Source organism: Atlantibacter sp. RC6 (genome assembly GCF_014193285.1).
Lineage (GTDB): Bacteria > Pseudomonadota > Gammaproteobacteria > Enterobacterales > Enterobacteriaceae > Atlantibacter.
On the sequence record NZ_JACHZE010000006.1, the window covers coordinates 170368 to 197073 of the forward strand.

Consider the following 26706-nt stretch of genomic DNA (forward strand, 5'->3'; position numbering starts at 1 on the left):
GACGCGGCAGCGCCTGGCTTTTCTGTCTCTCTCAGGCGACTACCACGCCAACCATTCGCCCCCTCTGGCGCTGCTGGCTTTTACCGTCTCAATGAACTTCATCCCGGCGATACCGGCGTCTATGCCAGGCAGCAGTGGCGCGTCGTTCTCGCCGCGAATCAACTGCGCCGCTTCGCGATAGATTTGCGCGAAACCTTCCAGATACCCTTCCGGATGCCCGGCAGGCGTGCGGCACAGCGCGCGGGTTTCATCGCGGTTGTCCGGTCCGTTACGCGTGACAGTGTAACTACTGGCGCCTTGCGGATGGATCACCAGCTGTTCGGGGTGTTGCTGATGGAAGCTCAGGCTGGCGAGGCTACCGATGATCCGCAGCCGCAAATCGTTGAGATAACCGCCTGCCACCTGGCTTGCCAGCAGCCGCCCATGTGCGCCGTTGGCGTAGCGCATATCCGCGACCACCTCGTCATCCAGCCGCCGGCCTTCCACACGCGTCAGCAGTTCGCCGCGCAGGGAAACCGGCTCCATGCCGCTGACGAAAGCCGCTAACTGCCAGGCGTGAGTGCCGATATCGCCAATTGCTCCCGCCCCGGCGAGCGTCGGATCACCGCGCCAGCGCGCCTGTTTATTGTCGGTCTCTTCCAGTCGTTCGCTGAGCCACCCTTGCAGGTACTCCACTTCGATACGGCGGATTTCGCCCAGTTCGCCCGCTGCCACCCGCGCCCTGGCTTCACGCACCATCGGCAAGGCGCTGTAGTTATGGGTAAGGATAAACCGGCAGCCGCTGTCGCGGATTGTTTTAGCCAGCGCCCGGCCTTCGTCCAGGCTGATGCCAAGCGGCTTATCACAGATCACGTGGATGCCGCGCTCAAGAAACGCCCGCGCTACTGGCACATGCAGATGGTTAGGCGTCACGATCGACACCACGTCAATGCCGTCCTCCCGCGCCGCCTCGCGCTCCGCCATCTCCTGCCAGCTGGCATAGCTGCGATCCGCAGCGACAAACAGCGCCGCGCCGGAGCGCGCCGCCACATCAGCCCGGGATGAAAACGCCCCGGCGACCAGTTCGAACTGGTCATCCAGCCGCGCTGCGATGCGGTGTACCGCGCCGATAAACGCCCCTTCGCCGCCGCCCACCATGCCTAACCGTAAACGACGCGTCATGACCCCTCCGCTAAACCGAGCATCTGGCGGATAGCCGTGCGGTCACTGTTGCGCAGCGCGAAGTCATCAAAGGCGTGCTCGGCTACATGGATAATATGATCGGAGATAAATTTCGCCCCTTCCCGCGCGCCGGTTTCTCCGTTTTTCAGGCAGCACTCCCACTCCAGCGTCGCCCAGCCGGGATAATCGTACTGCGCCAGCTTGCTGAAGATGCCCTTGAAGTCCACCTGACCGTCGCCGAGCGAACGGAAGCGACCGGGACGATCGACCCACGCCTGGTAGCCGCCGTAGACGCCGCTCTGCGCGCTGGGGGTAAATTCGGCATCCTTGACGTGAAAGGCGCGGATGCGTTCATGCCAGTAATCGATAAAGCCCAGATAATCCATCTGCTGGAGCACCATATGGCTGGGGTCAAACAGGATATTGCAGCGCGGATGATTGCCGGTCAGCTCGAGAAAGCGCCCGAACGTAGTACCGTCGTGGAGATCTTCGCCAGGATGCAGTTCATAACACAGATCCACGCCCGCCTCGTCAAAGCTGTCGAGGATCGGGGTCCAGCGCTGGGCCAGGGTGGTAAAGGCTTCGTCGATTAGCGCGACGTTGCGCGGCGGCCACGGGTAAAAATAGGGCCAGGCCAGCGCGCCAGAGAAGGTGGCGTGCGCTTTCAAACCCAACTGCTGCGAGGCTTTTGCGGCGTTTTTCAGCTGCTGCACCGCCCACTGCTGGCGTCCGGCGCGATCGTTGCGCAGCGCTTCAGGGGCAAATCCAGCGAACGCCAGTTCATAAGCCGGATGCACCGCCACCAGTTGGCCCTGTAAGTGAGTCGACAATTCGCTGATCGCCAGACCGACATCCGCCAGTTTGCCGCGCACTTCATCGCAGTATGTCTTGCTGGCGGCGGCCTGGTCGAGATCGAAAATATGGGGTAAATGGGTGGGGATCTGCACCGCTTTATAACCCAGCCCCGCCGCCCAGGCGGCTAAGGTTTCCAGCTTATTGAACGGCGGCGCGTCGCCGATAAACTGGGAGAGAAACAGGGATGGTCCTTTGAGCGTTTTCACTTATAAACCTCCTTAATAAAAACCGTTCGCTGTTCGCGTACCGCGCGATCTGCCGCCAGCACTACCGCCAGGCTGTCTATCGCCTGGCGCAGATGGGTGTCCAGCGGCGCATCGCTGGCAATCGCATGGGCAAAAAATTGTTGTTCCCGGCGGCACAATTCGTAGTGATCGGGTTCGTCATCGGTATCAATCCACTCATCGGCGTTGACGAACGTCCCGTCAGCATCAAGTTGCGCATGATGCAAACGCAGGGATTCGGTACGGGTATGGGCCTCGACGTTCGCCGACTGCCCTTCGCCGCCCGCCTCGCGCGCCACAATAGACGCCGAGCCGTTGGGGCCAATCACGTCTTTTACAAAGAACGCGGTCTGGCTCATCATCGGCCCCCAACCCGCCTCATACCAGCCCACCGAACCGTCGCTGAAACGCACCTGGAGCTGGCCGTAGTTGTACTGCTGTTCGGGGATCTCCTCAGAAAGCCGCACGCCGATGGCGCTCACCGATTGCGGCGTGCTCTGGGTCATCTGGCACATCACGTCCAGATAGTGCACCCCGCAATCGACAATCGGCGACAGTGACTGCATCAGCGCCTTGTGGGTCTGCCAGGCCTCGCCTGCGCTCTGCTGGTTGAGGTTCATGCGCATCACCAGCGGTTTGCCCAGTGTGTGGCTGAGTTCGATAAAACGCTGCCACACCGGATGCTGGCGCAGAATGTAGCCCACCACCACTTTTTTACCGGCGCGGGCGGCGGCACCCACCACCCTTTCAGCGCCGCTCACCGTGGTGGCGAGCGGTTTTTCGATAAACAGATGGCACCCGGCGTTCAGCGCTTCAATAGCCAGTTGCTCATGGCTGTCCGGCCAGGTGGCGATACACACCGCGTCGGGCCGGGCGTCGCTCAGCGCCTGCGCGAGCGTGTCATACAGCGCCGGGTCGCCGGTGAGTTTTTCCCGCAGGCGCGCTTTGGACTCGCCGCGCGCCACCAGTCCGCACAGGGTGAATTCCGGCATGGCATCCAGGGCCAGCGCGTGCGCGCTACCCATGTTGCCGCATCCGACCACCACAATGCGCAGCGGTTTAGCCATGCTGTTTCTCCTCCCGGTAGTTGAAGGTGAAGAAGAAGATGGCGGAGATGATCACCGCCGCAATAGCCGGCAGCCACCAGAAGTCCTGCCACTGGGCCAGCGCTTCTGCGCCCTGGGCGGTGACGGAACGGTTGAATACCGCGCCGCTGATTTGCGAACCGATCAGCATCCCCAGGCCGTAAGTGAACAGCACCAGCAAACTTTGAGCCTGGCCTTTAACTTTGTTACCCGCCACTTTATCGGTGTAGATAAAGCCGATGACGAAGAAGAAGTCGTAACAGACGCCGTGCAGAATGATGCCGATATAGATCATCCAGCGCGTTTCCTCATTGATGCTCAAGGCGAACATGGCGTAGCGCAGGAACCACGCCAGCATCCCGATCAGCAGCATCATTTTGATGCCGAGCGCCCGGAAGAAGAACGGGATCAGCAGCATAAACAGCAGTTCGGACATCTGACCAAACGCCATCACCCCGCTGACGTTTTCAAAGCCAAGAGCGGAGATAAAAGGCGCGGCATAGGCGTAATAGGCGGCCAGCGGAATGGAGATCAGCGTGGCGCAGATAATAAATACCAGAAAGTGGCGCTGTTTCAGCAGCGCGAACGCGTCGGCGCACATCAGGTCGCGCATCGACAGCGGCTTGCCGCGATCCGGCGCCGGGGTGTGCGGCAGCGTAAAGCTATAAATCCCCAGGATCACCGAGGCGACCGCCGCCAGCGTGAAGATGCCGGTGCTGTCGGACAGCCCGGTTGCGCCAACGATCAGGCCCGCGACAATCCAGCCGATGGTGCCGAACGCGCGAACAATCGGGAAGCCCTTCTCACTGTTGCTCAGACTGTGGAACGCCACGTTGTTGCTGAGCGCGATGGTCGGCATGTAGCACAGCATATAGGCGAAGATGATCCACAATAGCCCGCTCTGGCCGCTTTCAAACAGCGTCGGCAGCCACCACAGCAGCGCCGCGCCCACCAGATGCAGGATCCCCAGCACCTTTTGCGAGGCGAAGAAGCGGTCCACCAGCATCCCCAGCAGGAACGGCGACAGAATCGAGGCGATTGGACCGGTGGAGAACGCATCACCAATCAGCGCGCCCAGGCCGTACTTCGACATGACGATCCCTAAGGTAACGTACCAGGCCCCCCAGACGAAAAACTCCAGGAACATCATAAGTGACAGACGCGGTATCACCCACTTATGGGTGGCGACCTGTGCGCCGACTGCGGATTGAGAAGACATAGCATCCTCCAGAGGTAGGTTGAGGTCAGTGGAACGTCCTTGTAATCGATTACATGTTATACTGAAGTAAAATGTAATCGATTTCAGAAAGCTTCTCCAATCTCGGGAACGGCTTTTTGGTATGATTGACGCAATTCTGCAAGGCGCTTCACAGTTCAAGGATAAGCATGTCGATCGATAAAGTGGCGCGAGTCGCCGGCGTTTCTACTGCCACCGTTTCCCGGGTGCTGAACGGCAATCCCGGCGTGAAGCCCCTTACCCGCGAAAAGGTGCTGGCCGCCATCGCTACCTGCGACTATCAACCCAACCTGCTGGCGCGCCAGCTACGCACCTCGCGCAGCAATATGCTGCTGGTGCTGGTATCAAGCATCCTGAACCCCTTCTGTGCAGGCGTGGTGCGCGGTATCGAAGAAGAAGCCGAGAAAAACGGCTATAACATCCTGCTGTGTAATTCGGAGTCGCGGCTTAACCGGGAATCGGCTTACCTGCGTTTGCTGAGCGGCAAAGTGGTAGATGGCGTGATCACCATGGACGCCATCAGCTGTTTGCCGGGCCTGACCACGCTGATTGGTGATTCGCCGTGGGTGCAGTGCGGTGAAGGCGATCCGGGGTATAACGCCTCATCGGTGACCATTGATAATGGCATGGCCGCCAAAGCGGCGGTGGATTATCTGGTTGAGCAAGGCTATCAGCGCATCGCCATGATCAACGGGGATGTACGCTATTTGTACGCCTCCCAGCGCGAAGCGGGCTACCGTGAAGCCTGCGCAGGCCGCTGGCAACAGGTGGTGTATACCGAAAGTCTGGAGTATCAGGCCGGGTTTCAGGCGCTGGAGCAACTGCTGGCGTTGCCAGATAAACCCGATGCGGTGTTCGCGATTTCCGATTCACTGGCGGGGGGCGCGCTGGCTTGTGCCCACCAGCGCGGCCTGAAGGTGCCGGAAGAGTTAGCCATTATCGGTTTTGACGGCATTCCCTTTGGCGAGATCACTACCCCACCGCTGACGACAATCGCCCAGCCGATACATCAGCTGGGCGTGCGTAGCGTTCAGTTACTGCTGGAGCGCATCGATAACCCGGCGATGACGCCGGTGTACGAAATGCTTCCCTGGTCGTTGGTGCAACGTGGTTCAGCGTAAGCGGCCCGCTACTGACGGGCCGTAAAACATTATTCTTTTTGAAAGCGGTGCGCCACGATGTGCGCTGTATTGCCTTTTTTCTCCAGCGTACCGCTGATACCTATCAGCTCGTCCGGGCTGGCCTGGCGCTCTTTCGCCACCTCCGGCGGGATCACCACTTCCACTTCTCCGGTGCGATCGCGTAACACATAGCGGTGATTATCCGACTGTTCCACCAGATTACCGCGCAGCGATACCGAAGCCCCGTCGTGCATCGCCATCGCCTGTTTTACCGTCATCGAGCGGGCATCCTCGATACCGCGATAGCCGTCGGTTTGCTCATGGGCCGGCGGCGGCGCTTTGTCCTGTTTGAGCACATCGCCCTGCTGGGCCTGTGCGCCAAAGCCCACTAACGTCAGGAACAGAATACCGTGAATCGCTTTCATCATGTTCTCCCGTCATTTTTATGTGATACCTAAGCCTGGCATACTCTTGTTAACCCCACCGCGCCAAAGCCATCACAGGATCAATTTCAGGATTATTCTTTGCGTTATTTACCGCTGCGTTTTGCCGCGGTTCAGGCGCGATGGAATACCCGCCAAACTCTCCTACACTTATTAAGCGTTGCGTTAAATTCCATCGGGGATGAATGATTCTGTTAAAAATAAACAGGTTGAATTATGGCAAAACCCGCTTCGGTGCAAAATAAGATCCCGGTCAAAGAGAGCCCTAAATGGCTGGCTTTTGAATATATCATGCAAAAGTATGGCGGCGTGGCGCTGATTATCATCGTTTGCCTGGGGCTGCTGGGGTTATTTTCTGATGGCGTGTTAAGTTCTAAACGCGTCAGCGATCCGACCCACGCATTAAGCGTCGAATATGAAAAAATAGGTCGTATTGATAGCGACATGAATATTAAAATCGAAACGGCGGCGACGGAAGAAAATGTCACGCTGGTGCTCAGCGGCGACCTGATGGAAGCCAACGAAATCAAATCGCTTTACCCCACAGCGGAACGGATGACCAGCCACAACGGCGAGTTGGTTTTACATTATCGCGTCGGCGCGTTGTCCGGGCCTTTTGTCGTGTGGCTGGGCGTGACGCCACGTCAGATCGGCGACCATCAATATACCCTGCGGTCCGGCGACAAATCGCTGAACGTTAATCAGTTTATCCTCCCCTGACGAGGCACCCGCTATGGAAACGGTACTGAGAGCGGTCAGCGTTTATATTGTGCTGGTGATCGTGTTTAAAATCGCCGGTCGCCGCACCCTGCTGCAAATGACCAATTTCGATCTGATTTTAATTTTGATTATCAGCGAAGCCACTCAGCAGGCGTTATTGGGCAACGATTTTTCGGTGGTTGGCGCGTCGCTGACCATCATTACCCTTATTTGTGCGGATATTATTTTTGGCATTCTGAAAAAATACGTACCGGGTGTTGATAATATGATTGATGGCGTTCCGGTTATATTAGTGGCCGACGGCATCCCCAATCAGAAAAAACTGAAAATGACCGATATCAGCGTGGATGACGTGATGGTGGCAGCGCGTTGCAATCAGGGAATAATCGATATCAAAGATATTAAGTTTGCTATTCTTGAAAAGAATGGCCAGATATCGATTATCCCTTATCAATAAAACAGAGTGTCTACTATGGATCAGGAACAATTAATTCAACAAGCTGACGAACTGGGAAAATTATTTATTGCCAAAAAACTGCGCCTGACCACGGCAGAGTCCTGTACCGGCGGGCAGTTGGCGGTGGCGCTGTGCGCAGCGGAAAATACCCCGGATTTTTATAGCTGCGGTTTTATTACTTTCAACGACGAGGCCAAAAGTACCCTGGTGAACGTCAGGCCGGAAACTCTCGCCCGCTACACCGCCGTGAGCCAGCAGACGGTGGAAGAGATGGTGGCCGGCGCCCTTGCGCGATCGGGGGAAGATATCGGTGTTGCGATCAGCGGCTACGCCGGGCCGGATGGCGGTCCCGACGGCACGCCCGCCGGGACGGTGTGGTTCGCATGGGGCCATGCCGATAACATTAAAACGGCGGTAAAACGTTTTGAGGGCGACAGCGTTGAGGTGCTACAGCAGGCGGTGGTTTACGCCCTCTCCATGCTGAAAGAGTATGTCACCCATAGCGCAAACTAAGTGGAAACACCGGGACAGGTTCCCGGTGCGTACTCTCAGGCAACTTTCTGCGCCTGCTCGACCGGGCTGACCAATGTGCGGCTGCGCGAGCCATCCACCGCCACCGCACGCTCTCCTTCCACCGTAACGCGCCGCACCAGCCGCGGCTGATTGCCATAGTCATTTACCGCGTAATGCTGGGTGGTGCGGTTATCCCAAATCGCCACATCGTCCTGCTGCCACTGCCAGCGCACGGTGTTTTCCAGCCGGGTGATGCGGTTTTGCAGCAGCTCGAAAATCTTCGCCGATTCCTTACTGCTAAAGCCCACCAGCCGCTTAAAGAAATGCCCCAGCAGCAGCGCCCTTTCGCCAGAAACCGGATGCACATGCACCAACGGATGCTCCGCTTCCCAGACCGAGGAGACAAACACCTTTTGGTGATGCTCCAGCCGGTGGGCCTCGGTTACGGTGCGATCCGCGCCATAATCATAGTCGTTGCTGTGCACCGCCCGCAGCGACTCGGCAAAGCGTTTGAGCGCTTCCGGCAACTGTTCATAGGCCGCTGCGGTATTGGCCCATACCGTATCGCCGCCGTACGCCGGAATGGTCACGCCACGTAAGATGGAAATTTTCGGAAAGGCGTCAACAAAGGTGACATCGGTATGCCACGAGTCGGCTCGCCCGCCGCCTTTTGAGGCATCCAGCTCAAACAGTTTGCTGCTGCCGGGCGCGGGTACCGTAGGATGAGGCACGATCTTGCCGAACCGCGCGCCGAACGCCTGATGGGTTTCATCCGTCAGATGCTGCTGCTGGCGAAAAAACAGCACTTTATAGGTGATTAACGCCGCTTCAATTTGGGCGAACAACGCATCATCCAGATCGGGGGATAAACGCACGCCCCGGACTTCAGCGCCAATGTTTCCCGCTACCGGGTAAATGTCTAATAATGAAAACTCGTGACCGAAAGCGTTTACCGACGTACTCATGGGATGTTCCTCAATAGTGAGCGGAAACATCACCTTAAAGAGCGCGACGGGCGGACCAAACTAATTTATCCGCATGTCGATTGCCAGATTGCGCAAATAGCTGCGCCTCACCCCGGTGTACTGAGGCCACAATTTCGCATATCAAACCCGGCGAATGGCCCAGAATTTCTTATTCTTAAAGACTCTGGGTGCAGGAGCGCATTATGTTTTCAGGACTCAATCAAGACGAAACCAAAAAGCTTGCGGCGCTGGACCTGCTGCGCCGTGATGATAAACCACGCGATCGGACCTTAGGCGAGTTCGCCCGCCTGGCGAGCACGGTAATGGGCGTTTCCGGCTGTTTTGTAACGATTTTCGATCCTAAATTCCAGTACATTAAATATGCCCGCAACATCCCTCTGCCCGAGAAAATACCGGTGGAACAGACGATGTGCCAGCACTCGGTTTACGCCTGCGAATCGATTATTTGCCCCGACACCCGTCAGGATCCGCGCTTTCATCACCATCCGCTGGTGCAGAGCGGCGCGGCCGTGTTCTACGCCGCCTCGCCGCTGAAAACGCGCGATGAGTTTGTGCTGGGCACGCTCTGCGTCACTGAACAGTTTCCGGTAAAACCCTCACAAGAAAAGATTGACCAGTTCCTGCATATTGCTTCCCTGGCGAGCGCGTATCTGGAGGCCTGGTATTCCGTCGGGCAGATCGATACGTTAACCGGCCTGCCCAACCGGCAGAATCTGCTCAACGAACTGGAGCGGATTGTGCAGTCGAAAACCACCGAGCTCTATACGCTGTTCATTTTCGATTGCATCGAGATCCCCAGGCTGTATGAGCTGTCGCGCTATTTGGGGGTTGCCGCCGTGGAAACCATGCTGCGCAACTTTGGCGCACTGTTGCGGGTGCGGCTCGATCTGAGCAGGACCATCCCGCTGTACTCCTTTGCTACCGGGCGCTTCGCGGTGCTGGTCAAGGCTAATCAGGCCAGCGCGATAGTGGAAAAAGCCGAGCGAATGCCGCCGACGCTGGCGAGTATTACCGGCGATATTGAGCTGCAACTGCAAACCCATACCGGCTACACGCTGTTTTGCCCCTCCCAGACCAACGGTCAGGAGGTGTTCCGCCACGTTATCAGCGCGTTGCATGAGGCTATTCGCCAGGGCGTGCCGGTGAAAGCCTTCGACCCGGTGCTGGATCGCAAACGCAACGACGACTTTAAGTTGCTGTACGACATCGGCGAAGCGATCAAAGCGCCCAATCAGCTGTATCTGGTCTATCAGCCGAAAATCTCGTTGCACACCGGAGAAACCATTGGCGCGGAGGCGTTATTGCGCTGGGACCACCCGACGCGCGGCAATATTCCGCCTTCCACTATCGTCGCGCTGGTGGAACGAACCACGCTGATGCGGGATATCACCCAGTGGGTCATTCGGGAAACCATTCGCCAGACGTTAATCTGGCGCGAAAGCGGCATTTATCTGCCGATCTCGATTAACGTCACGGTCAGCGACTTCTCTGTTCCCGGCTTCGCCAGCGATCTTGAGAGACAGGTGTTAAAAGCCGGGTTGGCCTGCGAGGATTTCCGCATCGAATGCCTGGAAACCGATAAAGTGCTGGAAAGCGACGTGGCGCTGATGGAGCTGGATTTACTCAAGGCGAAGGGATTTTTAATTTTGCTCGACGACTTCGGCGCGGGGTACAGCAATATTAATTATTTGCGGCGGATCCCTATCGATATTATCAAGCTGGACCGCTCGCTCATCAGCCAGATCACCACCGACGAGGCCAGCCTGGTGATTGTACGCAACGTGATTGTGATGCTGAAGGAGCTGGATTATCAGGTGCTGGCGGAGGGAGTGGAAGATATCGCGACAGCGCGGATATTGAAGGCGTTCGGCTGCGATGAGGTGCAGGGGTTTTATTTTTCCAGGCCGCTGGAGCCGGAGAGGATCCCGGAGTGGATGGAAACGACAGGGTTGTTGGATGGGTTAGAGTCTTAGTTAGGGGGATGGGTTCTGTTCGCTCAGAGTATGTACCCCTGGGACCCAACAGGTATGGCTCCCGAAGCGAGAGAAGATATCGGCTGGATGGGAATTGGCTTTACGGGCGCGGAGGAGCGGTTGCCTGCGCTCAGCGCCCCCCCCCCTTTCACTGTTACTGAAGGCAATCACTGGCGAGTTTGGGTCTTGCCATTTAATGGAGCCTTCTTGTTACCAGTGGATGTAAACGGGCGAGTCATATCCCCTTCACTCTTCGTCCGGTCAAATTGGAAGTGATAATCTTTAGAACCTGATATTTTTTCTTCAATCGCTGATTTAACAAAGTCATTGAGCGTTGTTCCGTCACAACTGGCAGCCAGAAACGCTTTGCGATGAAGTTCAGGCCCAACGCGAACATTAAACGTGCCGCTCATCGGCTTTTCCGGGGTTTTACCGATGGCTTTACATGTTTCAAGATAATCCGTTACCGCCTCAATGAAAGCGGCCTCCAGTTCATCAAGGGTTTGGCCTTCATACGTTACCACATCATTAACGCACTGAATTTTCCCATGAAGCGTGCGATCTTCTAATGAAAATTCAATGCTACCGAAATACCCCTGATATTTTAATAAGTTACTCATAGTGGTTTAACTCATCTAACAGGTTTTTGACTTCTTTAAGTACGTACCCTTTGACAATATTTCCTGGGTGCGGACAGTGAAACGCAAGCACTCTGCCTGCTGAATTTACAAATTTTCGTCTCGAACCTGCGCCATTGATCAGGACGAAACCATAAATGCTCATTAATGTCACCAGTTCATCCCACGTGAAATCCCTGGGTAGCGATGAAAGCCGTTCCCTTAACTTCTTTGCTTTACTCATTCAAAGTCTACCTCTTTCGCCCAATTTAGCAACTACATTTCAGTTGCAAAAATCTTATCGTGAAAAACAACGGACGTTTTCCTGCGCTTACCACACAGGATAGGCAAAGTGTTACTTACGGGAATGGACAATCATGACCTGATGAGTTTGATACCGGATAGTTTTTAACAAAAAAATCTCTGGCTATTTGAGCAACAAACAGTGAATTGCCGAACAGGGAGTAAAAGCTGTCGCGTAAATAAAAAAGCCTCACATCCGGAGGCTTTTTTTATAACCCAATGTCTGGTTATTTATCTGCTTATCTGCCCGGAAATTTGCATCGCCCGATTTTGAGTACTGATGTTATCCAGCGTCACCATCGGAGATTTGCAAAAAATACATTTTGCTCCGAACGGGTTTTGCGCAGAAACGTCAAAATGCGAAGTGCGATACTGAGAGCCATGACAGCATGGGCAACGGAAATGAATATGTAACATAATAAGAAATTCCTCACAGCGCCGCAGCGCTGACAGTGACCTGGCACTGCGCTCCTTGCTCTTCGTCTACGTGTTTTTTTGAGTATGACGGCAGAAGAAGCAATGCCAGGTAAAAATTAACAGTTACCGAAAAGGCTGTTTTTCAGTTTTAAGCCTGATAAATCAGGATAGTCCATCCGGTAACGCTTTGTTTGATCGGTGCCAGAATATTTTATTTACGTTGATCGCCAGCTGTTTTTGGCTGACGTGCTCTACACAAGCTTTATGAGGTAAGAAAAGAAAAAACTCAAAAGGAAATATCTGAAAGATACGAGTGATGAGAATGACTTAAAAACCGCTAAAAATAACTTTATCTATAAACCGATATTTCATTAACGCATGTTTGAAGCTATTAAGCAACCGATAAATCATAACAATCGGCTAAATTATCCATTACGCGGTTCGCCCGGTTCAATGCCTGATGACATGTGATTGACTCATCTACCTATTCTCTCGCCAACGATGAGTTTTAACGGGCAGATTAATTGCATCACCATGCTTCAGCACGCATTTTCCTGGCTCGTGCAGGCATATTGTGAGGGCTGTTTCCAGGAGGACACTCTCATGAAAAAATTACTGATATGCTGTTTGTTTGGAAATACGGCTAATTCGCTGGCCAAAAAAATGCAGAAATTAACAGAAGCCCAGGGTGATGCGATAGTGATCAGCGCTGTGGGGCTGGATAACTTCGCAAGCGTGGCGCCTGCTTTTGACTGTTTTCTTGTTGCACCGCACGTGCAGTATAAGCTGGATGAATTGAAGGCAGCGACTGGCGGTTCGCAGTCGATTGCGATCATTGACAGTCTGCCTTACGCATCGCTGGACGCTGAGCATGTTCTGGCTTTTGCCCGGTCCCGCTTTCCCCAATTAGCTCACTGATACGCAGGGAACTCATGCTCAGGGATGAGTTTATTCACAGCCGTTCAGGTTGCCTGACCAGCCGCGTATACAATCAAAAGCGTGTTATTCCACACAGAACCGTGTAAGGTTATCGGCCATCCAAACAGGAAAGAATCGATGACCGAACGGAAAAACGTTAAAAAAGCCCGCAATTATCTTGTTACCAGCCAGTGCCCTAAGTGCGAAAAAAACTCTGAACACAGCTTCACACGCGTACAAAAAGGCTCCACTCTTATCTGCCCACACTGCAATCAACTTTTCCAGCCCGCTAAAAACGTCGCCGCATAATGCCTGTGTAATCAATTAACCCGCAGGGACAATACAGTGTTATCCCGGCGGGTTTTCATAAATTAATGCTTAATCATCATGTGCGGGGCATTTTTTATGTTTTAAGTTGAAGTAAGTTAAAAGCAGGCATAAATCAAAGCATTAGCGCAAGACGAATCACGACCTTCGGCGGTTTTGAGTTGCTTTGCGCTAATTTTTTGCCCCATCCATGCCCCATCACATCACCGGCGCTTCATCATCCCGGGTCCGGTTGACCAGCCATGTCACAACACCTATCACCGTCACATCATCCAGCGCCTCACCTTCCATCGTCTCGCCGTCTTCAAAAATAAGTGACCTGCCCATAACCCGAGCAAACTGCGTTCGCCCGCCAATGAGGATCGGCAGGGTCTGCCCCTGCACTAACCGGGTGACTGGCTCGATTAATGCGAAACCTGATGACGTCTCAAGAATGCGTGTATCGATACCGACGCCGCAGATGAGCTCCGGCGTCATCCGCTGGGAGGTGTAATCAGCCGCTGGAGATGGAAAGCCCATTACAGACCTCCGTTCGGGTTATAGAGCATAAAGGTGCGCGCCTGGCTCTCGATCCAGTCGTTCGCCTCTTTAAACGACCAGTTCCAGTTAATGCGGGCCAGGTGATTCACGAAGTCCACAGTAGTCACCGTACGGCGCCCATTGGACTCGTGTTTAATGGCTGTGTGAAAAGCACCCTCAATATCAATTCTGCGTGGCATAACCCCTCCTTATTATTTTACTGTGTTTATATGCAGTAGTTTTAAAGGAGTAGCAGATCAAGTTGTTGTTACTGCGTATAGTGGTTGAGTTTTTAAGCTAAGAGTTCAATGCTTGCCTCTGGCGAACTAAGTATTAGCGACCAGATCCGGGCTTAACTTTAAATTCAGCCTCTCAATACCCGCCTTTAGATGAGGATTGCCGGGCTGCAGTTTAGCTGCCTGCTCGAATGCCATCAGGGCATCAGTAAAATCACCGATTGCTTCGCTGTAGCGGGCAAGATCACACCATCCCAAAAAACTTGCCCTCTCAACTTCAACTCCTGATTGAGCTACGTCCCGAGCTTCGGTGGCACGCTTGTCAGAAAAAAGTATTCTTGCAAGAATCCGGTACGCATTGCCATACCCAGCTGGAGCACAATGAACGGCTAATCTTGCGTAGGCTTCTGCTTCTTGTAACCGGCCCAACTTCCACAGACATTCTGCGATCAGGATTAGCATAGCGGGACTAACTTTTCGACGGGATATTGCAAGTTGTGAAACTTCAAGAGCTTGACGTGGATGGCCATGATCGGAGGCTTGTTTGAGCAATTCAAACAAATTCTCGTCATCAAATTCAATCAAAGCTTTTTGAAGCTCAGGTTCCTGAAGCAAATGCCACGAGCCAGTAGAAGAGATTAAGCTCATGAGGTTTTTCTGGTATATCGGTGATAATTTCTGGAATTTTGCAAGGTTAAGCAGGCATGTTTCCTTAACCATAACCGAGCCAGATCTAGTACCTAAGCAATAATAATAACGAGGGGTTTTTCGGCGTTCTCGGGCTAGTCGATTGCATTCATGAGAGGACAATGTTCCTGCCAATGCCCCTTCAACAAACGCAGAAAGAATACCGACCTCGTTCATGTAGTGAGCAATGATATGCCCCATCAGCGGCATCTTGAAAGCAATAAGATTTGATTGATCTAGGCGCTCGATATGTTTACGGTCAAGCTTGAACAACGGATCATATGCAACGAAAACAGACTTCGCCCTAGAAGTACCAATGCGCGCATCTGCAAAATCACCCGTCCAGTCTTGCTTGCGCCCCTCTTCGTAGCGGGTGTCCCACGGCACCAGGCTGGGGTCCAATGTTGATTGAGGATTGAAAGCTATGACAGTGGCGCCAGGTATTGCATCAGCAAAGGTCATGGCTGCAAACCCTCCCATTGAAGAGCCATATAAAAAAACCTGCTCAAACTGGCTCACCAAACTCTGCAACTCTTCAGAACGGAAGAATTCATGCAGATCTCGTCCTCGATACCATTCGACTAATTTAGGTTTAACTCCAATAACAGCATAACCCCGATTATGTAGCCACATCCCACCCCAAGGTTCGCGAAACCCGTCAGGCCGCGGCTGGCTTGGTTGATCTGCGTTTTCAAAAGTAAAAACAAGTTTCGTCGCCCCCGCTAACGGAATGTAATCAATAAAGTATCCCGGCAAGTCATATGAAAGAAATGCCTTCCCATTTGCGTATTTACTTTTAACAGAAAACATAAAACACTACTTTAATAATGAAAAATCTAACAATACATCACAGGAAAACCCAAAAAAAGTCAAAATAAAATACCTGTTCATATTCCCCAAAAATGAGATGACACAAACATTAACAGTACTAAGACAACAATTAACCCCATGATTTTAAATTAAAATACCCCTATCGCCGCTTATGGCAATACATTGATTGGTAAGTGTGCTTTTTAAAGGCATTTTCATTAGAGATGAAATTCAACCGTTCTGTTAATTCATTAGAATGTTTTCTGGGGGAGAACATTCCGGATTGAGTTCGCTGAATGCCAGTGAGTAACCCCTGCATAAAGTTGCCCTCTTCATCTACTGCCCAGATGGGGCATACAAATGCGCAGATGGTTTTCAATGTATACGGGAAGTGGATGTCTGAGAAAAATGGCGATCAGATCGCCCTGCTTAACGATAATTATGACTTCACTGCCCCACAGGTGCCCCAAAAGAAAGTGGCCGGAATACAATAGATTTGTATTTCAGCCACTTACATTACTTTCAATGTTTTATCATCACATGCCGAACAATCGTGTAATCCTCCAGCCCATACACCGACATATCCTTGCCGTAACCCGAGAGTTTCTGCCCGCCATGCGGCATTTCGCTGACCAGCATAAAGTGGGTATTCACCCAGGTGCAGCCGTACTGTAAACGGGCGCTTAAGCGATGGGCGCGTCCAACATCCTGGGTCCATACCGATGACGCCAGCCCGTACCGGGAATCGTTGGCCCACGCCAGTGCCTGGGCTTCATCGCTAAATTCCGTCACGCTGACGACCGGGCCGAACACCTCCTGTTGCACAATGGCGTCATCCTGCTTCGCCCCGGCCAGCACGGTCGGCTTAAAGAAATAGCCGGGGCCATCGACTTTCTCACCGCCGGTTACCACCTTGATATGGCCCAGCGCTTTGGCATCGTTCACCGCCTGGCTGACGCGCTCCAGATGGGCCTGCGAGCTGAGCGGGCCGAGTTCGGTGGATTCATCATCGGGCGCGCCGTACTTCAGGCTGCCCACCGCGTCACCCAGTTTTTCCACCAGCCTGGCGTAAATGCCCGACTGGGCGTAAATCCGACAGGCGGCGGTGCAGTCCTGCCCCGCGTTGTAAAAACCGAAGGTGCGGATGCCCTCAACCACCGCATCGAGATCCGCGTCGTCAAATACCATTACCGGCGCTTTACCGCCCAACTCCATATGGGTGCGTTTCAGGGTGCTGGCGGTGCGGCTTACGATATGCGCGCCGGTGGCGATGGAGCCGGTCAGCGATACCATGCGCACTTTTTCATGGCCGGTTAACGGGTCGCCGACGTTTTTCCCGGTGCCGAACAGCACATTCAATACCCCTGCCGGGAAGATATCTTTCGCCAGTTCCGCCAGCTTAAAGGCGGTGAGCGGCGTGATTTCTGAAGGTTTGATCACCACGCAGTTGCCCGCCGCCAGCGCCGGGCCAAGTTTCCAGGCCGCCATCATCAGCGGATAGTTCCACGGCGCGATAGACGCCACCACCCCTACCGGGTCGCGGCGGATCATCGAGGTATGCCCCGGCAAGTACTCCCCCGCCGCCAGGCCGTTCAGGCAGCGCGCCGCTCCGGCGAAGAAGCGGAACACGTCCACCACCGCCGGAATTTCGTCATTCAGCACGCAGTGATACGGCTTGCCGCAGTTCAAAGATTCCAGTTTCGCGAAAGTTTCACCGTTTTGCTCAATCACGTCTGCCAGCTTCAACAGCGCTTCGGCGCGCTCTTTTGGCGACGTTTGCCCCCACTGGTCGAAGGCGGCATCGGCGGCTTCCACGGCGTCGTTCACCTGCTGCGCCGTGGCCTCGGGGATCTCCAGCAGCACCTCGCCGGTCGCCGGGTTGTAAACCGGCAGGCGCTCGCCTTTGCCGTCTACCAGTTGTCCGTTAATCAATAATTGACTCTGCATAGCCTGCCTCATCGATATCGAATTTTATTTACCGCTACCGGCGACCATTTCGCCATCGCGCGTGAGCCACCAGGCCCCGAGGATCGGGATGGTGGTGACCAGCATCACGCAAAGCGCCACCACGTTGGTGACGGGCACATCGCGCGGTCTTCCTAGCTGGTTGAGCAACCACAGCGGCAGCGTACGTTCATGCCCCGCGGTGAAAGTGGTGACGATGATTTCGTCAAACGACAACGCAAATGCCAGCATACCGCCCGCCAGCAGCGCCGAACCGAGATTCGGCATGATCACGTAGCGGAAGGTCTGCCAGCCGTCAGCGCCTAAATCCATGGATGCTTCAATCAGGCTGTACGAGGTGCGCCGAAACCGGGCGATCACATTGTTGAACACCACCACCACGCAGAACGTGGCGTGGCCCACCACGATGGTCAGAAAACCGGGTTCCAGATCCACCGTTTTAAAGGCGGTCAACAGCGCGATACCGGTGATGATCCCCGGCAGCGCAATCGGCAGCAGCAACAGCAGCGAGATGGAATTCTTGCCAAAGAAATCACGTCGCCAGAGGGCTGCTGCAGCAAGCGTGCCAAGTACCAGCGCCAGCGCGGTAGCAAGAGAGGCGATCTTCACCGATAGCATCACCGCGTCCAGGATATCGCCGCGCTGCGCCGCCACGCTAAACCATTTCAGAGTGAAGCCCTGGGGTGGAAAGCTAAAGGCCGCGTCCTCGGTATTAAAAGCATAGGTGCCAATGACGAAAAGCGGCCAGTGAAGGAACACAATCGCGCCCCAGGCGGCGATTTTGAGCCAAATTGGTGCGCGTTCAGAGTGCATCGAAAGCTCCCAGGCGTTTGACGATCGCCAGATAAATGGCAATTAACACGATCGGCACCAGCGTAAAGGCAGCCGCCATCGGCATGTTGCCGATCGCCCCCTGCTGGGAATAGACCATATTACCGATGAAATACCCCGGCGGGCCCACCAGTTGCGGCACGATAAAGTCGCCCAGCGTCAGGGAGAAGGTGAAGATAGAGCCCGCCGCCACACCGGGAATGGCGAGGGGTAGGATCACGAAGCGGAACGTTTGGGCCGGCGTGGCCCCTAAATCCGCCGAAGCTTGCAGCAACGACGGCGGCAGACGCTCCAGCGCCGCCTGAATCGGCAGGATCATAAACGGCAGCCAGATATAGACGAACACCAGGAAGCGCCCGAATCCGGAGGTTGACAGCGTATTGCCGCCCACCAGCGGCAGTGAGAGAAACGCCGCCAGCGCGCCGTCTAATCCCATGTGTTGCAGGAACCACTGCGCCACACCGTCCTTCGCCAACAGTAACGTCCAGGCGTAGGCTTTGACGATATAGCTGGCCCACATCGGCAACATCACGGCGATATAAAAAAACGCTTTCATTTTGCCGTGCACATAGCGCGCCATGTAGTAGGCAATCGGGAACGCCACCACCGCGCTGGCGAGGGTGACGACAATCGCCATCGTCACGGTGCGCACGATGATGTCGTAGTTAGCCGGCTGGAATAGCGCTTGCAGGTTAGCCAGGGTCAAATCCGACGTCACCGACATGGTGAAGTCGTCAAAGGTGTAGAAGCCTTGCCACAGCAGGGTCAGCAGCGATCCTAAATAGACCACGCCGAACCACATCAGCGGCGGCAGCAGCAATAGCAGCAGCCACAGCGTCGGGCGCGCCCAGAAAAAGGCGGTAACGCGACGCATCAGACCGGGCTGTTGAGTGGGTTGCGGGAGCGTCATATCCATGTCATCCCTCCGCGTGCAATGGGATCATCGCGTCACGGGACCAGGAGGCCAGAACCGGCTGTCCGATGCGAAAAGCGCCGTCAGGCTGTATGTCATAAAGGTTAGCCTGGCTGACCAGCAACCGCCCGCCGTCATCGAGCCGCAATTCGAGACGCGTCGCCGCGCCCTGGTACTGGATCTCCTGCACCGTGCCCTGCACCTGAATGTCACCCGGCTGATTAAGCTGGATATGTTCCGGGCGCAGGGAATACGCCCCGCTGCCGCCCCACAGCCGCTGCACCTGCTCGGCGGTCAGCACGTTGGAGGTGCCGACGAACCCGGCGACAAACGGGGTGCGCGGGCGCATATACAGTTCGCGCGGCGAATCCACCTGCTCGATACGGCCATTGTTAAACACCGCCACCCGGTCAGACATCGACAGCGCTTCCCCCTGATCGTGGGTGACGAAAATAAAGGTGATACCCAGCTCGCGCTGGAGTTTTTTCAGTTCGCTCTGCATCTGTTCGCGCAGTTTAAGATCCAACGCGCCGAGCGGTTCATCCAGCAGCAGCACACGTGGCTGATTGACCAGCGCCCGGGCGATGGCGACGCGCTGACGCTGGCCGCCGGAAAGCTGCGACGGCTTACGGGCGTGAGTAAAGCCAAGCGCCACCTGGTCCAGCGCCTGGGCCGCTTTCGCCAGCCGCGTCTTTTTATCGACGCCTTTGACCATCAGCCCGTAGGCCACGTTTTCCAGCACCGACATGTGCGGAAACAGCGCGTAGTCCTGGAACACGGTATTCACATCCCGCTGCCAGGGCGGCAGATCGCGCGCTTCCTGGCCGAAGATGCGGATCGACCCTGACGACAGCTGTTCAAAACCGGCGATAAGCCGCAGACAGGTGGTTTTGCCGGAGCCGGACGGCCCCAGCATGGAGAAGAACTCGCCATCGTTGATCCTGATGGTGACGTCATCCACCGCCCGCACGTCTCCGTACAGGCGGCTAACATTGATAAATTCAACTGCGTAAGACATGGTAACCCCGCTTTACAAAAGCCAACTGGATCGGTCGATTAGCGTCCGCCCATAATGGCGATATAGTCCTGCGTCCAGCGGCTGTACGGAACAAACTTCCCGCCGTTGGCAACCGGGGTTTTCCAGAACACAATCTTATCGAAATAATCGAAGCCGTTGGTTGCGCAGCCTTTCTCACCCAGCAGTTGGCTGGCTTTACATCCTTCCACTACCGCTGGCAGCGAGCCGAACCAGGCGGCCACATCACCCTGCACTTTCGGGGTCAGCGACCAGTTCATCCACTTATAGGCGCAGACCGGGTGTTTTGCCTGAGCGTGCAGCATGGTGGTATCGGCCCAGCCGGTGACGCCCTCTTTCGGGAACACAGTGGCAACAGGCTGGTCTTCGGCTTTCAAGGCGTTGGCCTGATACGGCCAGGCGCTGGAGGCGACCACGCCTTCGTTTTTGAAATCGCTCATCTGAACGGTGGTGTCATGCCAGTAGCGGTGCACCAGTTGATGCTGATCGCGCAGCACTTTCAGTACCGCCTGGTACTGCTCTTCGGTGAGCTGGTACGGATCGTTGATTTTTAAATCCGGCTGCGCGGTTTTCAGATACAGCGCGGCATCGGCGATATAGATCGGCCCGTCATACGCCTGCACGCGTCCCTGGTTGGATTTGCCGTCCGGCAGATCCTGCTTCACAAACAGCACCGCCCAGCTATCCGGCGGGGTAGTAAAGGTTTTGGTGTTGTACATCAGCAGGTTCGGCCCCCACTGATACGGCGTGCCGTAAACTTTGCCATCAACGTTAAACCATTCGCCTTTCACCAGCCGCGGATCGACGTTTTTCCAGTTGGCAATTTTGCTGGTATCAATAGGCTGAACGCGTTTACCCATGATCAGGCGCAGCGAGGCATCCCCGGAGGCGGTCACCAGGTCGTAGCCGCCTTTCGCCATCAGGCTCACCATCTCATCCGAGGTGGCGGCGGTTTTCACGTTCACTTCGCAGCCGGTTTCTTTCTCGAACTGGGTCACCCAGTCGTATTGTTTATCGGTCTGCCCGCGTTCGATGTACCCCGGCCAGGCGATAATATCCAGACGCCCTTCCCCTTTGGCATCGCTGTCGGCTGCCTGTGCGGTAAGCACAGTCAGGCACAGCGCACTCATGGTGCTCAGCGCAAATTTCTTATTCATAAACCCATACTCCTGTCTGAAGTCGTATCAGGCAGCCTTGCCGTAAAATTATGTCCCAATAAAAAAATAGCCGTCGCCTTAAAACCATTCCTGTTGTTTGCCAGAAATTTATTAAGGATGTGACAAACCGCGCATTATTCCATGCAAACGGCGCGACAACTTTTTTACAGTATAGACAGGGGGTTAGCTTTTTTTGACGATATCAATATTTCCTATGACAGTTATTTTCGCGGCTTGCAGAAATAACCATCATTAAAAAATATCAATATTGTTAATCGCAGAAAATAAGTTATTCAACGAACGAGAAAATAATCATGCAATACGCCAGGTTAATTATTTAGCGCTTTATTTTGATAACGCACGGATTAACGACCCCAGCGTTTTTACCGCCTGCTCTTCCCGGTCGCCCCACGCCCAGGAGGCATTGAAGCGGAAATAGCTGTCGTAAATACGCTCGGTGGTGAACATTTTGCCCGGCGCGATGCTGATTTTATGGGCCAACGCCTGCTCGCTAAGCTGCCCGGCATCCAGGCCTTCGGGTAATTCTATCCATAAGAAATAGCCGCTTTCGCTGCGGTGGATTTTGACTTCCTGCGGTAAATGGCGGCACAGCGACTGCCATGCCTGCTGTTTGCGCTGGGCCAGCTCGCGGCGCAGCCGGCGCAGGTAATTGTCGTAACGCCGGGAGGAGAGATAATCCACCAGCGCCAGTTGCATCGGCGAGCTGGTCGAAAGCGTACTCATTAACTGTAGCTGTTGGATCCGCCGGGCGTGACGGCCCGCCGCCACCCAGCCGATGCGAAAACCCGCCACCAGGCATTTGGAAAATGACGAACAGTGCAGCACCTGGCTTTGGGTATCCCAGGCCAGCGCGGGCAGCGGCTTTTCCCGTCCGTAATAGAGCTCGCTATACACATCGTCTTCAATCAGCGCCACATTATGGCGCGTCAGCAGCGCGACCAGTTGCGCTTTCTTTTCCGGGCTCAGGGTAAAGCCCAGCGGATTCTGGCTGTTGGTCATTAGCCAGCAGGCTTTGACCGGATAGTCATTCAGCGCCTGTTCGAGGGCGGCCAGATCGATACCGCTTTCCGGCGTGGTTGCCACCGATAGCGCTTTTAAACGCAGCCGCTCCAGCGCCTGAAGCGCGCCGTAAAAACAGGGATTTTCAACGATCACCCAGTCGCCAGGCTCGGTGACCGCCTGGAGGCTGAGGTTGAGCGCTTCCAGCGCCCCGGCGGTGATCACGATTTCATCCGGCGAGACGTTAATCCCCTGCTGGGCATAGCGTCGGGCGATGGCGTGGCGCAGCGCTTCATTGCCCGGCGGCAGGTTGTCGATCACGCTCATGGCGGTGGCGGTTTTACTGACGTTCGCCAGCGAGCGGTTGAGCTGGGCCAGCGGGAACAAACGCGGATCGGGAAACGCCGAGCCAAACGGCACTACGCTGGCGTCGCAACTGGCCTGTAAGACGTCGAAAATATAGGTATTGATATCCACCGCTTCATTGCGCATCACCTGGGCGGCGGGCGCGCGTGACGGCGTGGTCGGGCGCGGCGCGACGTAATAGCCCGACTGCGGGCGCGCCACGATCACGCCCTGGCTTTCCAGCGTCTGGTAAGCGTGGCTGACGGTCATAAAACTGATATCGCCGCTGGCGCACTGTTCGCGCAGGGAGGGAAGCCGGTCACCCGGTTGCCAGACGCCTAATTCAATCTGATCGATAATCTGCTGCGCCAGCCGCTGGTATTTTTTCATGGTCCCTCCCGTTTGTGGCGGGATTATAACAATATTGCAACCCTCTGCGAGCGGCAGCAAAAGCGATTAACAACTTATTCGGCTGCCAATAACAGAAAACGCGTTTTTTACTGAGAACAATCCTGAACATTTTTACGGTCAATGATTCGCGTTGATATATCATGTTTCAGGAATACACTGCGTTTCAGATTAGTCACACACTCCAACGGAACGCGATTTATGAAAAACTTGATTGCCAGCTCAATGTTATGTTGTTTCCTCGCCGCGCCGGCTCTGGCTGCGGATAACGTCACCACGGTTCCGGTACAATTCGCCAAAGGCACCTCCAGCGCCCAGATGAAAGGCACCTTTGCCGGGTACGACAGCATCAATTACACCGTGACGGCAAAACAGGGCCAGCAGATGACGGTGAAAATCGCTGGCAGCAACAACGCTAATTTTAACGTCTTTGGCCCTGGCGCAACGCCGGGCGCTGCAGAGGCGCTGGGTTCCGGCTATGTCGGCGGCGACTGGACGGCGAAACTGCCAGCCAGCGGTAAATATACCGTTCAGGTCTTCCAGACCCGCGCCACTGCCCGTAAAGGCGCTAAAGTGCCGCATACGCTGACGGTGAGTGTGAAGTAGTTTATTTGCGGCTGGGAAACCAGCCGCTTTACCGCGAGAAACAGGTATGAGTAATCAGGATAACCCCTCATACCCTGCCCGCAAAACCATAACAAAATCTCGTCACAGACCTGTTTATTAAAACTGTTATACCCAAATACTCCGCCACTGTTTCTAATAATCCGCCTCGCCTGAGCCTATCCTCCCGTCAGAACTCTTGTCAGGAGCCAGGCATGTTTGATTTGGATGCGTTTCACTTAGCGCGAATACAGTTCGCGTTTACCGTTTCTTTTCACATCATCTTCCCGGCCATTACCATCGGGCTCGCCAGCTATCTGGCGGTGCTGGAAGGTATGTGGCTGAAAACTAAAAATCCGCTATGGCGTTCGCTGTACCATTTCTGGTCGAAAATCTTCGCCGTTAACTTCGGGATGGGCGTGGTATCGGGGCTGGTGATGGCCTATCAGTTCGGCACCAACTGGAGCGGATTTTCCCAGTTCGCGGGCAGTATTACCGGCCCGCTACTCACCTATGAAGTGTTGACCGCGTTCTTCCTCGAAGCCGGTTTCCTCGGCGTGATGCTGTTCGGCTGGAACAAGGTCGGGCCGGGGTTGCACTTTTTCTCGACCTGTATGGTGGCGCTGGGCACGCTGATGTCCACCTTCTGGATCCTGGCCTCTAACAGCTGGATGCAGACGCCCCAGGGGCACGAAATCATTAACGGCCAGGTGGTGCCGGTGGACTGGTTCGCGGTGATCTTCAACCCCTCTTTCCCGTACCGCCTGTTCCATATGACTATCGCCGCGTTTTTGAGCAGCGCCCTGTTTGTCGGCGCATCGGCGGCCTGGCATCTGCTGCGTGGTAACAACACGCCCGCCATCCGCACCATGTTTTCAATGGCGCTGTGGATGACGCTTATCGTCGCGCCTATCCAGGCGCTGGTGGGCGATATGCACGGGCTGAATACGCTTAAGCATCAGCCTGCGAAAATCGCCGCCATTGAAGGCCACTGGGAAAACCCGCCCGGCGAACCGACGCCGCTGCTGCTGTTCGGCTGGCCGGATATGGAACAAGAGCGCACCCGCTACGGGCTGGCGATCCCGGCGCTCGGCAGCCTGATTTTGACTCACAGTCTGGATAAGCAGGTTCCGGCCCTGAAGGAGTTCCCCAAAGCCGACCGCCCCAATTCGCCGATTGTGTTCTGGTCGTTCCGCATTATGGCCGGGCTGGGCATGTTGATGCTGCTGCTCGGGGCGCTGGCAGTGTGGCTGCGCTACAAACAACGGCTGTACACCTCGCGTCCGTTCCTGCGTTTTGCGCTGTGGATGGGCCCCTCGGGTCTTATCGCCATTCTCGCCGGATGGGTCACCACCGAAGTGGGCCGCCAGCCCTGGGTGGTGTATGGCCTGCAACGCACTGCGGACGCGGTGTCTGCCCACGGCACACTGCATATGAGCATCAGCCTGCTGGCGTTTTTCGTGGTGTATATGTCGGTGTTCGGCGTCGGGTACAGCTACATGGTGCGGCTGATTAAGAAAGGTCCGCAGCCCGAAGACGCGCTGCCGCCGCTAAACGGCACGCCTGCTCGCCCGCTCTCCGCCGTCAGTCAAACCACTTCCGGGGAGACCGTATAATGTTTGATTTCGCCATTATCTGGTTTGTGATTATCGTATTCGCCACCCTGATGTACATCGTGATGGACGGTTTCGATCTGGGGATTGGCATTCTGTTCCCGTTTATCCGCGATAACGACGACCGCGACGTGATGGTCAACAGCGTCGCCCCGGTGTGGGACGGCAATGAGACCTGGCTGGTGCTGGGCGGAGCCGGGCTGTTCGGCGCCTTTCCGCTGGCTTACGCGGTGATCGTCGATGCCCTGACCATTCCGCTGTCATTAATGCTGATTGGGCTGATTTTTCGCGGCGTGGCATTTGAATTCCGCTTCAAAGCCACGCCGGGCCACCGCCCGTTCTGGGATAACGCCTTTATGGCCGGTTCGATTCTGGCGACCTTTTGCCAGGGCGTGGTGGTCGGCGCGGTGGTCAGCGGATTTGAGGTCACCGGACGCGCCTTCAGCGGCTCGCCGCTTGGCTGGCTAACGGCGTTCAACCTGTTCTGCGGCCTGGGCTTAGTGGTGGCCTATGCCCTGCTCGGCGCGACCTGGCTGGTAATGAAAAGCGAAAACCCGCTTGAGAAGCGGATGCGCATCCTGACCCGCCCGCTGCTGCTGGCGTTGTTAGCGGTTATCGCCGGGATCAGTCTCTGGACACCGCTGGCCCATGCGGATATCGCCGCGCGCTGGTTTACCCTGCCCAATCTGTTCTGGCTGCTGCCAGTGCCGCTGTTGGTCATCGCCTTCAGCTTCTGGCTGTGGCGCTGCGTGGCGGATAGCCGCAGCCATACGTTGCCGTTTGTCCTGACGCTGGGGCTGATTTTCCTGGGTTTCAGCGGATTAGGGATCAGCATCTGGCCGCAGATTATCCCACCGCACATCAGCATCTGGCAGGCCGCCGCGCCCGCCTCCAGCCTCAGCTTTATGCTGGTCGGCGCGCTGCTGATTATCCCGATTATTTTGATTTACACCTTCTGGAGCTACTACGTATTTCGCGGCAAGGTGCAACACGGAGAGGGGTATCACTGATGAAAACGACACTCTGGTCGAAACGCCTGTTCTGGCTGGCGGTGATTTGGGGCGGCAGCGTGTTGACGCTGGCGGCGGTGGGCCTGTTTTTCCGGGTGATCATGGCCGCCGCCGGGTTTAAATCCCATTAGGATCAGTCAGTAAATCAGGGTCAACCTCAACCCAATAGCAACCAACACGCTTCTTCGTGAGACTT

29 protein-coding genes are annotated in these 26706 nt (G+C 55.3%); 11 read left to right on the top strand and 18 right to left on the bottom strand.

Annotated features, from left to right (window positions below; genetic code table 11):
* Window positions 1-39: 39 nt before the first annotated feature.
* Genes FHW74_RS14855 through FHW74_RS14870 form a run of 4 tightly spaced genes read right to left on the bottom strand, consistent with a single transcriptional unit; the run spans window position 40 to window position 4544 of the window.
* Entirely contained in the window at window positions 40-1161 is a 1122-nt protein-coding gene (locus FHW74_RS14855; protein WP_183171173.1) for a Gfo/Idh/MocA family protein, read from the bottom strand.
* Window positions 1158-2222 (bottom strand): sugar phosphate isomerase/epimerase, encoded by a 1065-nt coding sequence (locus FHW74_RS14860; RefSeq protein ID WP_183171174.1) that lies wholly within the window; start codon window positions 2220-2222, stop codon window positions 1158-1160. The genes FHW74_RS14855 and FHW74_RS14860 overlap by 4 nt, the downstream gene beginning before the upstream one ends.
* Window positions 2219-3307: a Gfo/Idh/MocA family protein gene (locus FHW74_RS14865; protein WP_183171175.1), complete on the bottom strand. Its 1089-nt coding sequence runs from the start codon at window positions 3305-3307 to the stop codon at window positions 2219-2221. The genes FHW74_RS14860 and FHW74_RS14865 overlap by 4 nt, the downstream gene beginning before the upstream one ends.
* Window positions 3300-4544 carry an MFS transporter gene (locus FHW74_RS14870; RefSeq protein ID WP_183171176.1) on the bottom strand — a complete coding sequence of 415 codons (1245 nt, stop codon included), beginning with the start codon at window positions 4542-4544 and terminating at the stop codon, window positions 3300-3302. Before FHW74_RS14870 ends, FHW74_RS14865 begins: the two co-directional genes overlap by 8 nt.
* 167 nt (window positions 4545-4711) lie before the next feature.
* Between FHW74_RS14870 and FHW74_RS14875 the strand changes: the two genes are divergently transcribed.
* Complete coding sequence (locus tag FHW74_RS14875; RefSeq protein WP_183171177.1) at window positions 4712-5683, top strand: LacI family DNA-binding transcriptional regulator; 972 nt, start codon at window positions 4712-4714, stop codon at window positions 5681-5683.
* A 29-nt stretch (window positions 5684-5712) separates the two neighbouring features.
* Here FHW74_RS14875 and FHW74_RS14880 read toward each other — a convergent pair whose 3' ends face one another.
* Complete coding sequence (locus FHW74_RS14880; RefSeq protein ID WP_183171178.1) at window positions 5713-6108, bottom strand: NirD/YgiW/YdeI family stress tolerance protein; 396 nt, start codon at window positions 6106-6108, stop codon at window positions 5713-5715.
* A 234-nt stretch (window positions 6109-6342) separates the two neighbouring features.
* Here FHW74_RS14880 and FHW74_RS14885 point away from each other — a divergent pair, with 234 nt between their 5' ends.
* Genes FHW74_RS14885 through FHW74_RS14895 form a run of 3 tightly spaced genes read left to right on the top strand, consistent with a single transcriptional unit; the run spans window position 6343 to window position 7816 of the window.
* Complete coding sequence (locus FHW74_RS14885) at window positions 6343-6846, top strand: hypothetical protein (RefSeq protein ID WP_183171179.1); 504 nt, start codon at window positions 6343-6345, stop codon at window positions 6844-6846.
* Between the two features lie 13 nt (window positions 6847-6859).
* A complete protein-coding gene (locus FHW74_RS14890) occupies window positions 6860-7303 on the top strand; it encodes a DUF421 domain-containing protein (protein ID WP_183171180.1) in 444 nt (147 codons plus the stop codon).
* A gap of 15 nt (window positions 7304-7318) precedes the next feature.
* Window positions 7319-7816 (top strand): 2-oxo-tetronate isomerase, encoded by a 498-nt coding sequence (locus FHW74_RS14895; protein ID WP_183171181.1) that lies wholly within the window; start codon window positions 7319-7321, stop codon window positions 7814-7816.
* Between the two features lie 35 nt (window positions 7817-7851).
* Here FHW74_RS14895 and FHW74_RS14900 read toward each other — a convergent pair whose 3' ends face one another.
* On the bottom strand, window positions 7852-8781 hold the full coding sequence (locus FHW74_RS14900) for a TauD/TfdA family dioxygenase (RefSeq protein WP_183171182.1): 930 nt from the start codon (window positions 8779-8781) through the stop codon (window positions 7852-7854).
* 203 nt (window positions 8782-8984) lie between these two features.
* Between FHW74_RS14900 and FHW74_RS14905 the strand changes: the two genes are divergently transcribed.
* Window positions 8985-10775: an EAL domain-containing protein gene (locus tag FHW74_RS14905; protein ID WP_183171183.1), complete on the top strand. Its 1791-nt coding sequence runs from the start codon at window positions 8985-8987 to the stop codon at window positions 10773-10775.
* 167 nt (window positions 10776-10942) lie between these two features.
* Here FHW74_RS14905 and FHW74_RS14910 read toward each other — a convergent pair whose 3' ends face one another.
* The 3 genes from FHW74_RS14910 to FHW74_RS14920 all read right to left on the bottom strand — a co-directional run bounded on the left by FHW74_RS14910 (window position 10943) and on the right by FHW74_RS14920 (window position 12115).
* Window positions 10943-11395 carry a type II toxin-antitoxin system HicB family antitoxin gene (locus FHW74_RS14910; protein WP_183171184.1) on the bottom strand — a complete coding sequence of 151 codons (453 nt, stop codon included), beginning with the start codon at window positions 11393-11395 and terminating at the stop codon, window positions 10943-10945.
* Window positions 11388-11636, bottom strand: a complete 249-nt coding sequence (locus tag FHW74_RS14915; RefSeq protein WP_183171185.1) for a type II toxin-antitoxin system HicA family toxin — start codon at window positions 11634-11636, stop codon at window positions 11388-11390. Before FHW74_RS14915 ends, FHW74_RS14910 begins: the two co-directional genes overlap by 8 nt.
* Window positions 11637-11926: 290 nt before the next feature.
* Window positions 11927-12115: a cold-shock protein gene (locus tag FHW74_RS14920; RefSeq protein WP_183171296.1), complete on the bottom strand. Its 189-nt coding sequence runs from the start codon at window positions 12113-12115 to the stop codon at window positions 11927-11929.
* A gap of 600 nt (window positions 12116-12715) precedes the next feature.
* Between FHW74_RS14920 and FHW74_RS14925 the strand changes: the two genes are divergently transcribed.
* Both FHW74_RS14925 and FHW74_RS22770 read left to right on the top strand, forming a co-directional pair.
* Window positions 12716-13030, top strand: coding sequence for a PTS sugar transporter subunit IIB (locus FHW74_RS14925; protein ID WP_183171186.1), 315 nt, complete (start codon window positions 12716-12718; stop codon window positions 13028-13030).
* 138 nt (window positions 13031-13168) lie between these two features.
* On the top strand, window positions 13169-13339 hold the full coding sequence (locus tag FHW74_RS22770) for a YnfU family zinc-binding protein (RefSeq protein ID WP_221192357.1): 171 nt from the start codon (window positions 13169-13171) through the stop codon (window positions 13337-13339).
* A gap of 216 nt (window positions 13340-13555) precedes the next feature.
* Here the strand turns inward: FHW74_RS22770 and FHW74_RS14930 are convergent, their stop codons facing one another.
* From FHW74_RS14930 to FHW74_RS14970, 9 genes are all read right to left on the bottom strand, one after another.
* Window positions 13556-13876, bottom strand: coding sequence for a hypothetical protein (locus FHW74_RS14930; protein WP_183171187.1), 321 nt, complete (start codon window positions 13874-13876; stop codon window positions 13556-13558).
* Entirely contained in the window at window positions 13876-14076 is a 201-nt protein-coding gene (locus FHW74_RS14935; protein WP_183171188.1) for a DNA polymerase V, read from the bottom strand. Before FHW74_RS14935 ends, FHW74_RS14930 begins: the two co-directional genes overlap by 1 nt.
* 126 nt (window positions 14077-14202) lie before the next feature.
* On the bottom strand, window positions 14203-15609 hold the full coding sequence (locus FHW74_RS14940) for a tetratricopeptide repeat protein (protein ID WP_183171189.1): 1407 nt from the start codon (window positions 15607-15609) through the stop codon (window positions 14203-14205).
* 522 nt (window positions 15610-16131) lie between these two features.
* The gene (gene patD / locus FHW74_RS14945; RefSeq protein WP_183171190.1) at window positions 16132-17556 is read right to left on the bottom strand and encodes an aminobutyraldehyde dehydrogenase; all 1425 of its coding nucleotides are present in this window, start codon (window positions 17554-17556) and stop codon (window positions 16132-16134) included.
* 24 nt (window positions 17557-17580) lie between these two features.
* Window positions 17581-18387: an ABC transporter permease gene (locus FHW74_RS14950; protein WP_151605109.1), complete on the bottom strand. Its 807-nt coding sequence runs from the start codon at window positions 18385-18387 to the stop codon at window positions 17581-17583.
* Window positions 18377-19321 carry an ABC transporter permease gene (locus tag FHW74_RS14955; RefSeq protein WP_183171191.1) on the bottom strand — a complete coding sequence of 315 codons (945 nt, stop codon included), beginning with the start codon at window positions 19319-19321 and terminating at the stop codon, window positions 18377-18379. Before FHW74_RS14955 ends, FHW74_RS14950 begins: the two co-directional genes overlap by 11 nt.
* A gap of 1 nt (window position 19322) precedes the next feature.
* Window positions 19323-20336 carry an ABC transporter ATP-binding protein gene (locus FHW74_RS14960; protein WP_183171192.1) on the bottom strand — a complete coding sequence of 338 codons (1014 nt, stop codon included), beginning with the start codon at window positions 20334-20336 and terminating at the stop codon, window positions 19323-19325.
* A gap of 38 nt (window positions 20337-20374) precedes the next feature.
* On the bottom strand, window positions 20375-21511 hold the full coding sequence (gene ydcS, locus FHW74_RS14965; protein ID WP_183171193.1) for a putative ABC transporter substrate-binding protein YdcS: 1137 nt from the start codon (window positions 21509-21511) through the stop codon (window positions 20375-20377).
* 345 nt (window positions 21512-21856) lie between these two features.
* Complete coding sequence (locus tag FHW74_RS14970; protein WP_183171194.1) at window positions 21857-23266, bottom strand: PLP-dependent aminotransferase family protein; 1410 nt, start codon at window positions 23264-23266, stop codon at window positions 21857-21859.
* Between the two features lie 219 nt (window positions 23267-23485).
* Here FHW74_RS14970 and FHW74_RS14975 point away from each other — a divergent pair, with 219 nt between their 5' ends.
* From FHW74_RS14975 to FHW74_RS14990, 4 genes are all read left to right on the top strand, one after another.
* Window positions 23486-23890, top strand: coding sequence for a g-type lysozyme inhibitor (locus FHW74_RS14975; protein ID WP_183171195.1), 405 nt, complete (start codon window positions 23486-23488; stop codon window positions 23888-23890).
* Window positions 23891-24102: 212 nt separating this feature from the next.
* Entirely contained in the window at window positions 24103-25503 is a 1401-nt protein-coding gene (locus FHW74_RS14980) for a cytochrome ubiquinol oxidase subunit I (protein WP_183171196.1), read from the top strand.
* Window positions 25503-26510 (top strand): cytochrome d ubiquinol oxidase subunit II, encoded by a 1008-nt coding sequence (gene cydB / locus FHW74_RS14985; RefSeq protein WP_183171197.1) that lies wholly within the window; start codon window positions 25503-25505, stop codon window positions 26508-26510. Before FHW74_RS14980 ends, cydB begins: the two co-directional genes overlap by 1 nt.
* A complete protein-coding gene (locus FHW74_RS14990) occupies window positions 26510-26641 on the top strand; it encodes a DUF2474 domain-containing protein (RefSeq protein ID WP_183171198.1) in 132 nt (43 codons plus the stop codon). The genes cydB and FHW74_RS14990 overlap by 1 nt, the downstream gene beginning before the upstream one ends.
* The last annotated feature ends 65 nt before the right edge of the window (window positions 26642-26706 follow it).

Excerpts from the sequence above, each read along its gene's own strand:
- FHW74_RS14855 (WP_183171173.1), bottom strand. The coding sequence starts at position 1,161 with ATGACGCGTCGTTTACGGTTAGGCATGGTGGGCGGCGGCGAAGGGGCG.
- FHW74_RS14865 (WP_183171175.1), bottom strand. The coding sequence starts at position 3,307 with ATGGCTAAACCGCTGCGCATTGTGGTGGTCGGATGCGGCAACATGGGT.
- FHW74_RS14870 (WP_183171176.1), bottom strand. The coding sequence starts at position 4,544 with ATGTCTTCTCAATCCGCAGTCGGCGCACAGGTCGCCACCCATAAGTGG.
- FHW74_RS14875 (WP_183171177.1), top strand. The coding sequence starts at position 4,712 with ATGTCGATCGATAAAGTGGCGCGAGTCGCCGGCGTTTCTACTGCCACC.
- FHW74_RS14880 (WP_183171178.1), bottom strand. The coding sequence starts at position 6,108 with ATGAAAGCGATTCACGGTATTCTGTTCCTGACGTTAGTGGGCTTTGGC.
- FHW74_RS14885 (WP_183171179.1), top strand. The coding sequence starts at position 6,343 with ATGGCAAAACCCGCTTCGGTGCAAAATAAGATCCCGGTCAAAGAGAGC.
- FHW74_RS14890 (WP_183171180.1), top strand. The coding sequence starts at position 6,860 with ATGGAAACGGTACTGAGAGCGGTCAGCGTTTATATTGTGCTGGTGATC.
- FHW74_RS14895 (WP_183171181.1), top strand. The coding sequence starts at position 7,319 with ATGGATCAGGAACAATTAATTCAACAAGCTGACGAACTGGGAAAATTA.
- FHW74_RS14900 (WP_183171182.1), bottom strand. The coding sequence starts at position 8,781 with ATGAGTACGTCGGTAAACGCTTTCGGTCACGAGTTTTCATTATTAGAC.
- FHW74_RS14905 (WP_183171183.1), top strand. The coding sequence starts at position 8,985 with ATGTTTTCAGGACTCAATCAAGACGAAACCAAAAAGCTTGCGGCGCTG.
- FHW74_RS14910 (WP_183171184.1), bottom strand. The coding sequence starts at position 11,395 with ATGAGTAACTTATTAAAATATCAGGGGTATTTCGGTAGCATTGAATTT.
- FHW74_RS14915 (WP_183171185.1), bottom strand. The coding sequence starts at position 11,636 with ATGAGTAAAGCAAAGAAGTTAAGGGAACGGCTTTCATCGCTACCCAGG.
- FHW74_RS14925 (WP_183171186.1), top strand. The coding sequence starts at position 12,716 with ATGAAAAAATTACTGATATGCTGTTTGTTTGGAAATACGGCTAATTCG.
- FHW74_RS22770 (WP_221192357.1), top strand. The coding sequence starts at position 13,169 with ATGACCGAACGGAAAAACGTTAAAAAAGCCCGCAATTATCTTGTTACC.
- FHW74_RS14930 (WP_183171187.1), bottom strand. The coding sequence starts at position 13,876 with ATGGGCTTTCCATCTCCAGCGGCTGATTACACCTCCCAGCGGATGACG.
- FHW74_RS14935 (WP_183171188.1), bottom strand. The coding sequence starts at position 14,076 with ATGCCACGCAGAATTGATATTGAGGGTGCTTTTCACACAGCCATTAAA.
- FHW74_RS14940 (WP_183171189.1), bottom strand. The coding sequence starts at position 15,609 with ATGTTTTCTGTTAAAAGTAAATACGCAAATGGGAAGGCATTTCTTTCA.
- patD (WP_183171190.1), bottom strand. The coding sequence starts at position 17,556 with ATGCAGAGTCAATTATTGATTAACGGACAACTGGTAGACGGCAAAGGC.
- FHW74_RS14950 (WP_151605109.1), bottom strand. The coding sequence starts at position 18,387 with ATGCACTCTGAACGCGCACCAATTTGGCTCAAAATCGCCGCCTGGGGC.
- FHW74_RS14955 (WP_183171191.1), bottom strand. The coding sequence starts at position 19,321 with ATGGATATGACGCTCCCGCAACCCACTCAACAGCCCGGTCTGATGCGT.
- FHW74_RS14960 (WP_183171192.1), bottom strand. The coding sequence starts at position 20,336 with ATGTCTTACGCAGTTGAATTTATCAATGTTAGCCGCCTGTACGGAGAC.
- ydcS (WP_183171193.1), bottom strand. The coding sequence starts at position 21,511 with ATGAATAAGAAATTTGCGCTGAGCACCATGAGTGCGCTGTGCCTGACT.
- FHW74_RS14970 (WP_183171194.1), bottom strand. The coding sequence starts at position 23,266 with ATGAAAAAATACCAGCGGCTGGCGCAGCAGATTATCGATCAGATTGAA.
- FHW74_RS14975 (WP_183171195.1), top strand. The coding sequence starts at position 23,486 with ATGAAAAACTTGATTGCCAGCTCAATGTTATGTTGTTTCCTCGCCGCG.
- FHW74_RS14980 (WP_183171196.1), top strand. The coding sequence starts at position 24,103 with ATGTTTGATTTGGATGCGTTTCACTTAGCGCGAATACAGTTCGCGTTT.
- cydB (WP_183171197.1), top strand. The coding sequence starts at position 25,503 with ATGTTTGATTTCGCCATTATCTGGTTTGTGATTATCGTATTCGCCACC.
- FHW74_RS14990 (WP_183171198.1), top strand. The coding sequence starts at position 26,510 with ATGAAAACGACACTCTGGTCGAAACGCCTGTTCTGGCTGGCGGTGATT.